Source organism: Citrobacter sp. CK185 (assembly GCF_030333565.1).
GTDB lineage: Bacteria > Pseudomonadota > Gammaproteobacteria > Enterobacterales > Enterobacteriaceae > Citrobacter_B > Citrobacter_B koseri.
The window spans coordinates 177,497-192,553 of record NZ_JAOWFR010000024.1; the positions used below are offsets into that span (position 1 = coordinate 177,497).

At 54.4% G+C, this 15,057-nt stretch carries 14 protein-coding genes; 7 read left to right on the forward strand and 7 right to left on the reverse strand.

The features are described from left to right. The first annotated feature begins 9 nt into the window (after positions 1–9). On the forward strand, positions 10–825 hold the full coding sequence (iolB, locus tag OGV79_RS12040) for a 5-deoxy-glucuronate isomerase (protein WP_058667985.1): 816 nt from the start codon (positions 10–12) through the stop codon (positions 823–825). A 57-nt stretch (positions 826–882) separates the two neighbouring features. Here the strand turns inward: iolB and OGV79_RS12045 are convergent, their stop codons facing one another. Next, on the reverse strand, positions 883–2,424 hold the full coding sequence (locus OGV79_RS12045; RefSeq protein ID WP_286468459.1) for a methyl-accepting chemotaxis protein: 1,542 nt from the start codon (positions 2,422–2,424) through the stop codon (positions 883–885). A 505-nt stretch (positions 2,425–2,929) separates the two neighbouring features. On the opposite strand from OGV79_RS12045, the gene OGV79_RS12050 reads away from it, so the two are divergent. The 4 genes from OGV79_RS12050 to OGV79_RS12065 all read left to right on the forward strand — a co-directional run bounded on the left by OGV79_RS12050 (position 2,930) and on the right by OGV79_RS12065 (position 7,840). Next, positions 2,930–4,432: a sugar ABC transporter ATP-binding protein gene (locus tag OGV79_RS12050; protein ID WP_286468515.1), complete on the forward strand. Its 1,503-nt coding sequence runs from the start codon at positions 2,930–2,932 to the stop codon at positions 4,430–4,432. Continuing rightward, on the forward strand, positions 4,429–5,424 hold the full coding sequence (locus tag OGV79_RS12055; RefSeq protein WP_047461798.1) for an ABC transporter permease: 996 nt from the start codon (positions 4,429–4,431) through the stop codon (positions 5,422–5,424). Before OGV79_RS12050 ends, OGV79_RS12055 begins: the two co-directional genes overlap by 4 nt. Positions 5,425–5,444: 20 nt before the next feature. Then, on the forward strand, positions 5,445–6,509 hold the full coding sequence (locus OGV79_RS12060) for a sugar ABC transporter substrate-binding protein (RefSeq protein WP_047461800.1): 1,065 nt from the start codon (positions 5,445–5,447) through the stop codon (positions 6,507–6,509). Between the two features lie 89 nt (positions 6,510–6,598). After that, complete coding sequence (locus OGV79_RS12065) at positions 6,599–7,840, forward strand: LVIVD repeat-containing protein (protein WP_024130869.1); 1,242 nt, start codon at positions 6,599–6,601, stop codon at positions 7,838–7,840. Between the two features lie 90 nt (positions 7,841–7,930). On the opposite strand, the gene mtnK is transcribed toward OGV79_RS12065, so the two are convergent. After that, complete coding sequence (gene mtnK, locus OGV79_RS12070; RefSeq protein WP_024130868.1) at positions 7,931–9,130, reverse strand: S-methyl-5-thioribose kinase; 1,200 nt, start codon at positions 9,128–9,130, stop codon at positions 7,931–7,933. 105 nt (positions 9,131–9,235) lie between these two features. Between mtnK and mtnA the strand changes: the two genes are divergently transcribed. Further along, positions 9,236–10,264, forward strand: a complete 1,029-nt coding sequence (gene mtnA, locus OGV79_RS12075) for an S-methyl-5-thioribose-1-phosphate isomerase (protein ID WP_049011880.1) — start codon at positions 9,236–9,238, stop codon at positions 10,262–10,264. Positions 10,265–10,308: 44 nt separating this feature from the next. Here the strand turns inward: mtnA and OGV79_RS12080 are convergent, their stop codons facing one another. From OGV79_RS12080 to OGV79_RS12100, 5 genes are all read right to left on the reverse strand, one after another. Further along, positions 10,309–10,851, reverse strand: a complete 543-nt coding sequence (locus tag OGV79_RS12080; RefSeq protein ID WP_012134737.1) for a 1,2-dihydroxy-3-keto-5-methylthiopentene dioxygenase — start codon at positions 10,849–10,851, stop codon at positions 10,309–10,311. Continuing rightward, the gene (gene mtnC, locus OGV79_RS12085; RefSeq protein ID WP_198448570.1) at positions 10,848–11,537 is read right to left on the reverse strand and encodes an acireductone synthase; all 690 of its coding nucleotides are present in this window, start codon (positions 11,535–11,537) and stop codon (positions 10,848–10,850) included. The genes OGV79_RS12080 and mtnC overlap by 4 nt, the downstream gene beginning before the upstream one ends. Beyond that, complete coding sequence (locus OGV79_RS12090; protein WP_047461809.1) at positions 11,534–12,148, reverse strand: methylthioribulose 1-phosphate dehydratase; 615 nt, start codon at positions 12,146–12,148, stop codon at positions 11,534–11,536. The genes mtnC and OGV79_RS12090 overlap by 4 nt, the downstream gene beginning before the upstream one ends. A 602-nt stretch (positions 12,149–12,750) precedes the next feature. Continuing rightward, positions 12,751–13,365, reverse strand: coding sequence for a YagU family protein (locus OGV79_RS12095; RefSeq protein ID WP_024130867.1), 615 nt, complete (start codon positions 13,363–13,365; stop codon positions 12,751–12,753). A 581-nt stretch (positions 13,366–13,946) separates the two neighbouring features. Further along, complete coding sequence (locus OGV79_RS12100) at positions 13,947–14,186, reverse strand: DinI family protein (RefSeq protein ID WP_286468460.1); 240 nt, start codon at positions 14,184–14,186, stop codon at positions 13,947–13,949. A 601-nt stretch (positions 14,187–14,787) separates the two neighbouring features. On the opposite strand from OGV79_RS12100, the gene OGV79_RS12105 reads away from it, so the two are divergent. Then, positions 14,788–15,015 (forward strand): DUF1272 domain-containing protein, encoded by a 228-nt coding sequence (locus OGV79_RS12105; RefSeq protein WP_163389248.1) that lies wholly within the window; start codon positions 14,788–14,790, stop codon positions 15,013–15,015. Positions 15,016–15,057 lie beyond the last annotated feature (42 nt).

The window sequence follows — 15,057 nt, forward strand, 5'->3', positions numbered from 1 at the left end:
GGAGGCGCTATGTCACGTTTACTGTCACGCTGGCAACAGCCTGACGCGCAGGGACGTACCCAGTCCGTCACCCCGGAGCGGGCAGGCTGGGGCTACGTCGGTTTTGACACGTTTGAGCTTGAAGAGGGGCAGCAGTTGCATCTTCCCGCCGTTGCTGAAGAGCGCTGTCTGGTGCTGGTGGCGGGGAGGGCGTCTGTCACCACGCCAACCGCGCAGTTTTCAGAGATTGGCGAGCGGATGAGCCCGTTCGAGCGTATTAAGCCGTGGGCGGTATACGTTACGCCCGGAGAAACGGTACAGGTACAGGCGTTAACGAAGCTGGAGCTGGCGGTATGCGCCGCACCGGGCAAGGGAACGTATCCCACCCGCCTGATTGCGCCGCAGGATATCGACGGCGAGGCAAGGGGCAAGGGGCATAACCAGCGCTATGTACACAACATTCTGCCGGAAGATAAACCCGCCGATAGTCTGCTGGTGGTGGAAGTGTGGACTCACGAAGGCTGTACCAGTTCGTACCCGAGCCACAAGCACGACACTGATAATCCGCCTTACGAGACCCTTCTTGAGGAGACGTATTACCATCGCCTCAACCCGGAACAGGGATTTTGTATGCAGCGGGTATACACCGACGATCGCTCGCTCGATGAGTGTATGGCGGTCTACAACCGTGACGTCGTGATGGTGCCGAAAGGCTATCATCCGGTGGCGACAATGGCCGGGTATGACAGTTATTACCTGAATGTGATGGCAGGCCCGGTGCGCAAATGGATTTTCACCTGGGAAGACGATCACGCGTGGATTAACCGCGATTACCCTGCGCGTTGAGAACGCGGTAAATAAAAAAGCCCCTGGCGTATGCTGAGGGCTTTTTGCTTTTCGCTGCTATCGTGAGGCGCCAAAAACCTGTACGGCCTGTTGCAGCCGTGACGCGCGTCCCGTTAAATCCCCCGCGGCATCCGTCACCTGCTCCACCATTTCCGCATTGTTGTCCGTCATGGAACCAATTCGTGAAATTGAATTGTTGATCTGTTCGAGCGCTAAAGTTTGTTCCCGCGTCGCCAGGCTTATCTCTTTGATCATGGTAGACATCTGCAACACGTCATCGATCATTCCGGTAAGGTGTGTTTCCGTCTGCTCGACCATTTGCACTCCCGTATTGACGTTGGTGACGTTTTTCTCGATAAGCTGTTTGATCTCTTTTGCCGCAGACGCAGAATGCTGGGCGAGGTTATGCACCTCTGCGGCAACGACCGCAAATCCGCGCCCGGATTCACCGGCGCGAGCCGCTTCGACCGCTGCATTCAGCGCCAGGATGTTGGTCTGAAAAGCAATACTGTCAATGACGCCGATAATGTCCACGATTTGACTGTTATCGCGTGAGATAGCCTGCATCATGGTGATGGTTTGCTTCATGATATGGCCGCCTTCAGTCGCATTGGCGCTGGTACTGTCGGCCATCGTCATTGTCTGGGCCGCGGTATCCGCGGTTTGTTGCACAGCGCTGCCGATCTCTTCAATGGCTGCGGCGGTTTGTTGCAGGTCGGCAGATGTCTCTTCTGAGCGGCTCTGCAATGCCGTGCCTTCCTGAGACACGCGCTGGCTGATAGCCTGAATACCGGATATTTGCGTGCTGACATCATCAACCAGGGAGCGCAGATTAAGCCCCGATTGATTCACCAGTCGCATGAGCATTCCTATTTCGTCCACACGCTGCAAATGGCAATTATCAGGTTTACGGCCCGAAACCACTTTTTGCATCTGCACCAGCAGCGTATTAACCGGCTGACAAATTTGAACCTTAAGGTAAATAGCCAGGAGAAAAAATAACACGATGATGCTGCCTCCCTGAATAGCAGGAGGAACAGGTAAGAAAATAAATAACAGGGCTGCCAGATTGGTGATGGCTAAAGCATAATTGACGCGTTGGCTAACAGACAGCCATTTAAACATCGAAAGCCAGGACAGCGCTCCGCGACGGATAATTATGCCTTTAAAAAGTCGAAACCCTTTAATTCCATTATTGTTTATTTTCTGATAAAGCTGTTCGCTGTGCGAAACCTCATCCCGGGAAGGCACGGTGCGTACTGAAATATACCCCGTTAATTTTTCATTTTGCCAGACAGGGGTAACATTTGCGCGTACCCAGTAATGATCGCCGTTTTGTCGCCGGTTTTTGACCAGCCCGGTCCAGCTATCGCCTTGCAGTATCGTGTGCCACATGTCAGCGAAAGCGGCAGAGGGCATGTCCGGGTGGCGAATAATATTATGTGGTTTACCCATTAGCTGCGTTTCATTAAATCCGCTGGCGTCGATAAATGCAGAGTTAGCATAGGTAATATGACTGTCTTTATCTGTGGTTGATAATAACGTTGTTTTATTGTTAAGCAAATATTCTTTTTGCGTGACAACTGTGTTGTTTTTCATGAAAACTCCATGACGCTATTTATATAAAATGCAAATTTTACCCATTGTGCATCAGGTAAATAATAGTAAATGGCGGTTTTATCTGAGGTGTTACATTCTCTACTAATCATCATTTATATGAAAGCACTTCAAATGAATTTTTATTTTTAATAAACCTGGCGTGTCATAAATATGAAACACATAAATGCAGGTTGATAATCTGGAATTGATATATATCGACTTAAACTAAATCTAAAAGATAAAAAAGAGCTGATTTATTGGGGCTGATAAATGCCCGCTTTCCTTGATGGGTTTTAGTCCACCCGCGAAGCCCGTTGCCGCGTTGTGGTCAGTATTCTTACTCATGATGCGATCCCTTTGCGATGGGCTAACCCGATGTTATTTATAGACATCTGGATGGCTAATAATATTTTGCTTTATCTTATGCTTTTTATGTCGTTGTCAGTCAGGGAGAGCTGTGAAAAATTTCGTAAATCAAATGATTATCAGAAAGGATTTACAGCGGATGCTCTCCAGTCGCCTCGACATGCGCGGTATCAGCCTGGCCTTTTCCGGCTTTCAGGCGCTTTCCCGCGTTGATTTCACCCTGACGGGCGGTTCCGTGCACGCGCTGACGGGGGCGAACGGTGCGGGGAAATCCACGCTGATGGCGGTGCTCTGCGGCACGCACGACCATTACGAAGGGGAAATTGCAATTAATAACCAGCCGGTGCCGATACGCGAACCGCTGGACGCCAAACGGCTGGGCATTCATCTGGTGCAGCAGGAGGTAGATGTTGCGCTGATCCCTGGGTTGAGTATTGCGGAAAATATTATGCTCGATCAGCTGGCGCAGCCGGGACACCGCTACCGCTGGCGTGTTATTCGCCAGCAGGCGCGTGACGCGCTGGCCCAGCTCGATATTCATCTGGACGTGCGCCGGGTCATCGATGGTTGCACGCTCGCCGAAAAGCAGCAGATCCTGCTGGCCCGCGCGCTCTCGCACCACTGTCGTTTTCTGATCCTCGATGAACCCACCGCGCCGCTCGATCAGCATGAAAGCGAACGGCTGTTTGCAGTGGTGAAACGCCTGCAACAACAGGGGATCGGCGTGGTGTTTATCTCCCATCGCATTCATGAGCTGAAGGCCATTTGCGACACCTTAACCGTACTGCGCGATGGCAAGTTGATTGAGTCCGGGCCGATGGCGGAACTGAGTGCTGACGCCATCGTCGAGAAGATGCTGGGTCATGAGTTAAACGATATCTATCCGCCAAAACGCCCGCCGCATGCTGATGAAACGCTGCTGCGCGTGGAAGGGCTGCATGATGAACGGCTGCTGAAAAATATCAGTTTGCACCTGCATAAAGGTGAAATTCTCGGTATCGCCGGGCTGGCGGGAGCCGGGAAAACCGAGCTGTGCAAGGCGCTGTTCGGCGCGTCGAAAAGCCGCGTTGAACGCGGCGAACTCAATCATCAACCGTGGACGCCGCGCGACCCGGTTGATTCGGTGACGCGCGGGCTGGCGCTGGTGCCGGAGGAACGGCGCAAAGAGGGCATTTTTATTGATGAGTCCGTCGCCATGAACCTGGCGGTTGCCTCCGATAACCGTTTCTCGCGCTGGAGCTTGTTTGGTCATCGTCAGGCATGGCGCTGGGCGGAAGCGGTGATTGCCCGCGTCGGCGTGCGCGCTCGCGGGCCGGGGCAAGTGTTGCGTCGGCTTTCTGGCGGTAACCAGCAGAAAGTGGCGATCGGCAAATGGCTGCGCGGCGACGCTCGCGTGCTGATTTTCGACGAGCCGACCAAAGGCGTGGACGTGAAAGCCAAAACCGACCTGTTTGCGCTGATCGACGGCCTGGCGCGGGAAGGCAAAGGGGTGATTTACGCCTCCGGTGAGTTCGCCGAACTGGTGGGACTGTGCGACCGCATCTGCGTGTTGTGGGACGGGCGCATCGTGGCGGAAGTGGAAGGCGCGCAGGCCCGCGAAGAGACACTACTTTATTATTCAACCGGAGGAACGGCGTTGTGAGTAAGGCCCTTTCAGTCAATGCAGCGGCGTCTGGCCGCCAGCAGATTTTCGATTTTCTCTATAAGTGGGGCATGCTGCTGACGGTTGTCGCGCTGATCGCTATTTTTGGCGTCGCGTCGGATAACTTCCTCGATCCCTTCAATATCATCAACATCCTGCGCTCTATTGCGATCGTCACGGTGATTGCGATTGGCGTCTCCATCTCGCTTACCGTCGGCGGTTTTGATCTTTCCGTTGGCTCAACCGCGTCGCTGGCGAACGCACTGGTGATTTCGCTGTTCGTCTGGCACGGCTTTGGCACCACCGGGGCGATTGTCATTACCCTGGCGCTCTGTACGCTGGTGGGGCTGTTCAACGCTTTTCTGATTGTGGTGCTGCGTATTCCCGACATGCTCGCCACGCTTGCCAGCCTGTTTGTGATTCAGGGGGTGGCGATGACCTACAGCTACGGCGGCTCTATTACTGAAAACATGGTGCTGCCGAGCGGTGAAATGGCTGAGGGGCTTATTCCGGCGGCATTCGGCGCGCTGGGGCAGGTGCCGACTATTGTTGTCGTGATGCTGGTCGTGACGCTGGCGGCGCAGCTTGCGCTGTCGCTGACCACCCACGGGCGACGGATGTACGCCATTGGCGGCAACCCGGAAGCGGCGCGTCTCTCCGGTATTCGCACCACCCGCTATAAAGTGGCGGCCTACGTTATTGCCTCGTTGCTGGCGGGGTTAGGGGGCATCCTGCTGGCTTCGCGTATTGGCTCTTCACAGGTTAACGCCGGGGGAGGCTATTTGATGGATGCCGTCGCGGCGGCGTGGATCGGCTTTTCGCTGGCCGGTTCCGGCAAACCGAATGCGCTCGGCACGCTGGTGGGGGCGGTGATCCTTGGCGTGCTCTCCAACGGGCTGGTGATGCTCTCGGTGCCCTATTACGCAATGGACATTATAAAAGGGCTGGTGCTGGCGGCGGCGCTGGCAATCACCTACATACAAAAACGTTAACAACACAACGGGAAACGATAATGAAAAAAACTGCACTTTCTTTGTTGGCGCTGGGATTACTGAGTTCGCTGCCGGGCTATGCGGCAACGCCTGCGCCGGTGCCAGCGGCCATTGCCGGGCATAATGGCCCGGTTCGCATTGCGGTGATCCGCAACCTTGGCTCTGATGACAACACGACCCAGTTCGTTGCGGGCGCGATTCAGGAGGGGAAAAAGCTCGGCTTTAAGGTCAGCACCTTTTTAAGCAACGGCGACGACGCGAAATTCCAGGATTTCGTTAACCAGGCGATCAGCCAGAAGTATGACGGCATTATTCTCTCTCAGGGGCGCGATCCGTACTCCACCGCGCTGGTGAAGAAAGCGGTAGATGCCGGGATCAAAGTGGCGGTGTTTGATACCGCCGTCAACGGTGAGATCCCGGGCGTGACGGTAACTCAGCAGGATGACGCCTCGCTGACCCATCTCTCCTTCGGGCAACTGGTAAAAGATTTCAACGGTAAAGCCAATATTATCAAGCTGTGGGTCGCCGGTTTCCCGCCGATGGAGCGTCGCCAGGCGGCTTATCAGCAAATGCTGAAGGACAATCCGGGGATTAAAGAGCTGGAGTCTATCGGCGCGGTCTCTTCCGACGTGCAGGGCGATACCGCCAACAAAGTGGGCGCGGTGCTGGCGAAATACCCGAAAGGGAAAATCGACGCTATCTGGGGGACCTGGGACGCCTTTAGCCAGGGGGCGTACAAAGCGCTGAAAGAGAATGGCCGCACTGAGATTAAGCTCTACAGCATCGACATCTCCAACCAGGATTTACAACTGATGCGCGAAGCGGGCAGCCCGTGGAGGGTGAGCGTGGCCGTTGACCCGAAACTGATTGGCGCCACCAACGTGCGGCTGATTGCCAATAAGATTGCCGGTGAACCTACGCCTGCCACTTACGATTTTAAAGCCGCAGCCATTCCGCAGGCGCTGCTGGCAGCGCAGCCGGGGGCGGTTAACGTCGCCTCATTAGGCAAAATCATTCCGGGCTGGGGCCAGACGGAAGACTTTATCGCGCCGTGGTTTGCGACGCTTGAAGCGAAGAATAAATAATGCCCGGTGGCGCTGCGCTTACCGGGCCTACAATGTGCTCCCTGTAGGCCGGATAAGGCGGTTACGCCGTTTGGCAAAAGGAGATTAAGGTGACTGAATTACCGCGCCCCGACTATAGCCGCAATATGCGGCTGATTGGCCATAGCGACCAGGGCGGTCGCCCGGACGGCGTACAACTGATGGTACATCGCGGTTTTGCCTATATTGGCCATATGGTGTCGCAGGGGTTTTCGATTGTTGACGTGCGTGACCCGAAAAATCCACGGGCGGCAGGCTATGTGCCTGCACCGCCAGGCACCTGGAACGTGCATTTGCAGGCGCATGACGATCTGCTGCTGGTGATTAACGCCCGCGATTTGTTCGCCGATGCCCGCTTTGCTGATGAAAAGGTCTACTACACGCGGCAGGTCGGTGAGACGGTCAGCGATGTGCAGGATCGGGGCTGGAGCGCAGGGCTGCGCGTGTTTGATATTTCCACGCCGGATAAACCGCGTGAAATCGGTTTTCTCTCCCTGAATGGGATTGGCATTCACCGCATCTGGTACGTCGGCGGACGCTGGGCCTACGTTTCGGCGCTGATCGACGGTTTCACCGACTACATCTTCCTGACCATCGATCTGGCCGATCCGCGTAAGCCAGAGGTGGCCGGGCGCTGGTGGTTGCCAGGGATGAATCAGGCGGCGGGAGAGACGCCAGACTGGCCGGAGGGCAAACGCTATGCGCTGCATCACGCGATTATCGCTGGCGATACCGCCTATGGTAGCTGGCGTGACGGTGGTCTGACGCTGCTGGATGTGCAAGATCGCACGCAGCCGAAACTGATTAGCCATCGCAACTGGAGCCCGCCGTTTGGCGGCGGCACACACACTGCGCTGCCGCTGCCGGACCGCGATCTGCTGGTGGTACTGGACGAAGCGGTGCTCGACAATCAGGAAGACGGCGAAAAGCTGATCTGGCTGTTTGATATCCGCGAGCCGTCGAATCCGGTGAGCATCGCCACCTTCCCGCAGCCGGATGAGGCTGATTACGTGGCGAAAGGGGCGCACTTCGGGCCGCATAACCTGCACGAAAACCGCCCTGGCAGCTTTATTAGCTCGACGCTGATTTTCGCCACTTACCAGAACGCAGGGGTGCGCGCTTATGATATTTCCAATCCTTATCGTCCGGTAGAGACCGGCGCGCTGGTGCCTGCGGCGCCTGAGAAGATGATGGATACGCGGCCAAATCGCCCGCAGGTGATCCAGTCCTGCGATGTGTTTGTCGATGCGCGGGGGATTATCTACAGCACGGATTACAACGGCGGGTTATCAGTGATTGAGTATCTGGGGTAAGTATTTGCCGGGTGGCGGCTTCGCCTTACCCGGCCTGCATTCGGATCGTAGGCCCGGTAAGCGTAGCGCCACCGGGCAAACAGCCCGCACTTAGCTGTACTGCCGCACCCGCGCGATCAGCGCTTCCACGCTCTCAATCCGGTCGGCAATCACAATCAGCGCTTTTCCGAGGGTAATAGCATGGCGCAGGCATTCATGGCGCATTTCCGCATCCTGAATGGTATCGATATCCGCTACGTGCGACAGCCCGACGCTGCGGCGAATCAGCTCGGTGCCGCAAAAGCCGATGGCGTCCGCCCAGACTTTTTTCAGAAATTCCGACGCGTAGCCCGGCGCGCGTAGCGCCGCGTCGCGGGTTTTCTCCGTCGCCAGCACCTGAAAACGTTCAGCAAAGGTGTTCCACAGCTCCTGAATATCCGTCAGGCGCTGCTCACGCGCGGCGGCGGCGTCACGAATGCCCAGATGGCCCGGCAGGCCGCAGAAGTTCAGCAGCAGGTTGCCGATGGCGGTGCCCACATCAAAGCCTATCGGCCCAAAGTAGCCGAACTCGGCGTCGATGGCTTTCAGGCGACCGTCAGCGACAAAGATCGAGCCGCTGTGGATATCGCCGTGCAGTAGCGCTTCGGCATGGGAGAAGAAACGATGTTTGAGCGCCGCCACCGCCAGCTTAAGCTGAGCGTCACTGCGCAGTGCGGCGACGTCGCCTTCGATCTCCGCAGGATAGCTGTTGCGTTCGTGGATCTGGTAGGGATCGTTGAAGAACAGATCTTCGGTGATCTCACACATCTCCGGGTTAATAAATGTCGCCACCTGCGCTTTTTTGTCATGCGGGTGGAGATAAAAATCGCTGGTGTGAAACAGCGTTTGCGCCAGATATTCGCCGAGCTGGCGTGCCGCCTGCGGATACCAGGCGCCTTTAATCAGTTCGCCGCGCCAGATGTTATGGTCGGAGAGATCTTCCATCACCATCACCGCCAGCTCAGGGTCGAAATGGTGGATTTTCACCGTATGCTGCGGGCAGTGCTGGTAATGCGCCACCAGCGTTTGCGCTTCAAGACGAGCGCGATCCAGCGTCAGCGGCCAGGATTCGCCGACGCAGCGCACGTAAGGCAGCGCCTGTTTGACGACGATGCGGCTTACGCCTGTGGTATCGAAAATCTTAAACACCAGATTAAGGTTGCCGTCGCCCACCTCCTGCGCCTCTACCAGTGTGGATGGATCATCGATGCCGCCAAACGTTCGGGCGTATTCCACGGCATCCTGGGCGGTAAAGGTACGGTATTGCGACATTGCCTGTTCCTCACTCATTTCACTAATAAAGACATGTAGACGTCTATACATCTGTAATTCATCCTGACACAATGTGATACAACAACGCAACAGAGAATTAACGACATGCAGACATTACAGACGACCAGCCTGCGAGTGGCGGATAATCAATTATTTATTCTCGATCAGCAGGCGCTTCCGCAGGAGAAACGCTGGCTGGATGCCTCAACGGTAGAAGCGCTGGTGGGGCATATTCACGCGCTGCGCGTGCGCGGTGCGCCGCTGATTGGTCTTTCCGCCAGTCTGCTACTGGCGCTGCTGGCGGAGTCAGGCCATCGCCGGGATGAACTGGCGATAGCGCTGGAAACGCTGCGCGCTGCGCGCCCGACGGCGATCAATCTGATGAACAATCTCGATCGCATGAAGCAGGCGCTGAGGCAAGAAGACTTTGTTCCGGCGCTGGCGGCGGAAGCGCTGCGTCTGATCGATGAAGACAAACAACTCTGTGACGATATCGCGCGTGCGGGAAGTGCACTGGTGAAGCCGGGCAGCCGTCTGCTGACCCACTGCAACACCGGCGGGCTGGCGACAGCGGGCACGGGGACGGCGCTGGGGGTGATTGCCCGCGCGTATGCACAGGGCAACGTGCAAAATGTCTGGGTGGATGAAACGCGCCCGTTATTGCAGGGCGGCAGGCTCACCGCCTGGGAACTGGGTGAACTGGGGGTCCCCTATCAACTGATTACCGACTCAATGGCTGCCAGCCTGATGGCGAAAGGGCTGGTGGACGCGGTGTGGGTCGGGGCCGATCGTATCGCCGCAAATGGCGATGTGGCGAATAAAATCGGCACCTATTCGCTGGCGGTGCTGGCGAAATTCCACGGTATTCCGTTTTACGTTGCCGCGCCGCAAACCACGCTGGACCCCCACTGCCCGAATGGCGACGCAATCCCGATTGAGCAGCGCGCAGCAGGAGAAGTCACCGGCGTGGCGGGCAGTTTTGGCGCGGTACAGTGGGCGCCGGAAAATGCGCAGGTCTATAACCCGGCGTTTGACGTGACGCCAGCAGCGCTGATTAGCGGCTGGGTGCTGGATAGCGGTGTGGTGACGCCAGAAGATGTGGCGAAGGGGGTTTTCAGGGCGGAGGCGGCCTGATGCAGAGCAGGCCTGGCGTACAATAGCGTCGCCCGGCCAGATCGTTAAAGCAGGCGCGGATAGGCATCCGCAATGGCATCGCCGGTAAACTGCGCCACCCAGCCTTCCGGGTTATCGAAAATACGGATCGCGGTAAAGTTTGGCTCGGAGCCCATATCAAACCAGTGCGGCGTACCGGCGGGCACTGAAATCAGATCGTTTTTCTCACACAGCACCTGGTAAACCTGGTCGCCAATGTGCAGGCAAAACAGTCCTGCGCCTTCAACGAAGAAGCGCACTTCATCTTCGCCGTGGGTGTGTTCATTGAGAAACTTTGCACGCAGCGCCTCTTTTTGTGGATTGTCGGCGCGCAGGCTGATCACATCCCAGCTCTGATAGCCTTTCTCAGCAACCAGCTTATCAATCGCATGTTGATAGGCGGTGATCACCGTTTCTGGCGCGGGAGCCTGGCCTAAGTCGCGGTCTGCAACCCAGCGTTCGAAGCGGACGCCTTTCGCGTTGAGCTGTTGGGCGATCTCTGCGGCGTCGGTACTGTGCCACTGGGGCTGGCTGGCGTCTTTATCGGAATAAATAGTCAATGCGCTCATGAAAGGATCTGCTCCGGGTTAATGTCGTCGAATTGATGTACCTGGTGGTGGCGGCTGGCGCCATCACCCTCGCCACGAATCAGTTGCAGGGTGCGAAGACCTGCCTCTTCAGCGGCGTCCAGCTCCTGATATACATCGGAGAGGAACAGGATTTGCGACGGTGCGACGCCGATATACGACGCGATATTGCGGTATGACTGCGTTTCTCGCTTTGCGCCGATATGGGTATCAAAATAGCCGCTGAACAGATGAGTAATATCACCTTCGTCGCTATAGCCAAATAACAGTTTCTGCGCCGCGACTGAGCCGGAGGAATAAACATAGAGATCAATGCTTTGTGCTTTCCATTTCTCCAGCGCTGGCAGAACGTCCGGGTAGAGGTGACCAGTAAAGTCGCCATTGACGTAACCATCGTGCCAGATAATACCTTGCAGGGCTTTTAGCGCCGTTGATTTGCGATCTTCATCCATAAAGGCGAAAAGCGTTTCGATAAGTTCTGCGGTACTGGCGTCCGGCCGGGCAATCTCGTTGCGCAGATTATCAAGAATTGATTTTACCGGTTCGGCATACTGCCGGGCGGTGACAAACGCCGCCAGCCGCTCGCGCGCATAGGGGAACAGAACATTGTGAACAAAACGGATATCGCTGGTGGTGCCTTCAATATCCGTCACAATCGCGCGAATCATAATCTCTCCAGTTGTCGCAAACGCATTTCGCATTCAAATAAAAATTCCAGCCCCTCCAGATGACGGCGGGCCTCCTCCACTGAGCGTCCCCAGCAGGTTAAGCCATGACCGCGCAGAAGAAAACCGTAATTCAGAGAACGCTCTTGCGCGTAATGCGCAATACGTGACGCCAGTGCGTCGATATCCTGGTCGTTGTCGAACACCGGCACGCAGACGGTATCAAGATGGGTGGTCTGCCCGCTAAGCGACTTTTGCATTTCAAAACCGCTGATATATAGCTCCGGCGTTTTAACGATGCGCGAGAGCACCGTGGCGTTGACGGTGTGGACGTGCAACACCGCGTTTGCCTGGGGAAATAGGCGATAAATCAGGGTATGCAGCCCGGTCTCCGCCGATGGTTTGCGACCGGACGGTGCGTGACTGGTGGCGATTTCCACCTGCAAAAAATCGTCGGTAGTCAGGTTGCCTTTATCTTTTCCCGACTCGCTGAGCCAGCAAAATGCGTCGTCCTGGCGGACAGACATATTGCCGCCAGTAGCGGGAGCCCAGCCTTTTGCCCCTATCCAGCGGCAGGTCTCGACCAGTTGTGTGAGTTGCAGGTTATCTGTCATCTTCCTTTTAGCCTCTCTCGGGGTCAGGAATGGAGTTTTTAGACATCTAAGCGTCTTGATTGCCAAATGCTAACATCGTGTTACGGCAGCAGCAACACAACTCTTCCGGGCAGGAGCAACAACGTTGTCCTGGTGGCAGTGTGACTTGATGGGGGAGGTGGTTGAGTTTGTCAGGGGCGGGAGTTTTGCGTATTGATTGATGCTTTCAATGGAAGCTGTAGGTTTGTCGCCCATAGCAGACCTGATAGCCCTTCGTTCAGGCCGCTTTGTGCCCGGAGGGGGCATCCCTAAACCACTACAGGTATTAATCGGCAAGGTGCCGGTGGGCTGCTTAAATGTTCAGGGAAAGCAATGCAAGAAGTGCGCGGGTTTTCATCATGTTATTTAACAGACCCAGATACCAGACATAAATCTCCTCCTTGATATTAAGAACATTCGGGTGCACGGATGGAAAGTGGTTTATTCTCTTTTTCACAGAACAGGAATGTCAGGGCCGGGAAGAGGGGATTAGCGAGAGATTAAAACAGGCAACTCAGGAGTTCAGTAAATGGATACTAAAAAATGGCGCTGTGTTTGCGCCATTTTACCACATTAAGAATTTGTCACCGGCTTGTTCCCAAAGGGATCTCCGGGTCTGGTTGATGAGTAATCCTGTTGCGCAGATCCCGACGGATAATTTCGATGGACCAGAACCAGATTAAATGTCCAAAAATTTCGGATACATTCTCATACCATGGAAGGTCAACCAAAGGTGGAGTCAGCCCCATGAGAGGGAAGGAAATCATATGGACGAAAAGCTGTGCCAGCGCACCAGCCAGCAAACCCTGCCAGAGTTTAATTTTGGGGAAAACTTCAGCAACAACACAGTAACCCACTGCGAAGACAATCGAAAAGATGATGTGTGTTACACCAACCCAGTTAAACACATGCCCGGCAAAGGTGTAGACGGCAGCGTTAGGATCAGCAAGCCCCATCCAGTCACGAAGGAAAATATAAGGGGGATTCAGGAAATTGCGGGAACAGTCAATTTGCCCGGCAGCCCTGATTAATGATTCCGGCCCGCATGCAGCAGTGAACATATCAGTCGGACTGCGGGGTGGCAAAGGTACTTCAGCGCCCCATTTAACAAATGCTGATACGATACCAGCGATTAACCCAATAAATGCAGCCAGGCCATAACGCCTGCGGTTTGGTGGAGTTTGTTCAAATATATTCATATTTCATCCGTTGAATTTCATCGTGTTAACATAATCATTTAGTAGTATTCATGAAAACCACCAAATGTAAAGATGTGTATGTGATTGTATGTTCCGTATTTGCGTCAGTAACTGGAAATTCCCAATCGAGTTGCTTTATATGGCGTAACAGGAAGGCTGTGAAAGTGGTGAGAGCGGCAAGGTCGTATGCGATCTACAGCAAGATTCTCATCAGTAGAATTAATAGAGTAGCAACCACGCCGCATGGAAGAGCATGGTGCGGACAGTTGGCGTGCGAATATAGACTGGTTGCCAGCCGCCGTGGATTGTATCTTCCCGGCATGACGGATCAATGTGTTTTAAGTATTAATGCCACGTCTTTTTGCTCAGGCTTGTTATAGCTGAAATAGCATGTGCTGAATCATCAAAAAGCCGGGTCAGTACAGGAACCTACTGCCTGTTTTTGTACTCAAGCACCAGATGTCCAGTCAGGTCTTTGCTGACGATGGCAAATGTCCTGGATTCAGGCGTTGGAACAGGGAGTTCGGTGCCAGGCGGGAAATATATTCTTACCCTGGCAATAATCATGTTGTCCATGCTCATCATTCGTTCACCAGCCACATATCGGCTTCTTCAAACATCTCTTCCAGCATACGGTTAAGTCGTTCTTTTTCGGTCTTTGTGCTGTCGCTGTTTAATGCGTTAGCCTGCATTGGCTTAACTCTCACGTCGGCGTCGGGGAAGATCCGGTGTACGCGCTTTGTCAGCTCGTTAAGAATGATGTTTCTTGCGCCCGGTAGCTCCTCGACATTACGCTTGTCATAAATCAGTTCAACGAACATAAAAGCCCCCCGGAAAAACACTGTGATTGCATACAGTATTTTTACTGTAAAAATAAACAGTGTCAAGGTGAGCGGAGCGCGAAATGGTGATGTGTTTTTGTTACCATTAGTTACAAATAGAAAAACCCCAGACCGTGAGGTCTGGGGTTCTTTTAAAGTGCACGTGCACTTCACGTGTATATTTTTGTCTTTTCTCGGTCTGCGCACTGTCTGGTCAGTGTCCTTAAGTGGCTGTTTTTATTGCCGCTGTCCGGGCTGGCGTCCTTGTAATTGGTGGGGGAGCTGGTTGAGTTTGTTGGAGATTTTTGTTTTTTTCGCGAAGGGGAAGGCGCAAAAAGAGTGGCGATGATGTTGATATGGAAGATTGTTGGGAGCAGGATTCTCCGTGCTAGTTTAGGTTCTGGTGGACGCTACAGGCTTGTCGTTCGTTTCCGGAAGTGAGTGTTTCTGTCGGATAATTCACACTCTTGAATTTTCCAGACTGTAGGCCATGCTCATCTAATACACGTGAAAAACAATTACGTCATCTATCGCAGAAGGAGATACGGGTAGATGACCTTTGGTATAGCCAATGATGTCCCTTTAACAATAAAAGAGCACCATGCTTGAACTCCGTCCTAATTGCGAATGCTGTGATAAAGATCTGCCACCTGAATCAAAAGAGGCATACATCTGTTCATTCGAATGCACATTTTGCGTCGATTGCGTGACCCAACGGCTTAATGGCCAGTGCCCGAACTGCGGAGGGGAACTGGTGCGACGTCCAATACGCCCCGCAGCATCCCTCCTGCGACACCCTGCATCCAGTCAGCGTCACTATAAACAGTAGAGATGAAAATTATGTTCACACTTTGCTTATAACGGCCTTCGT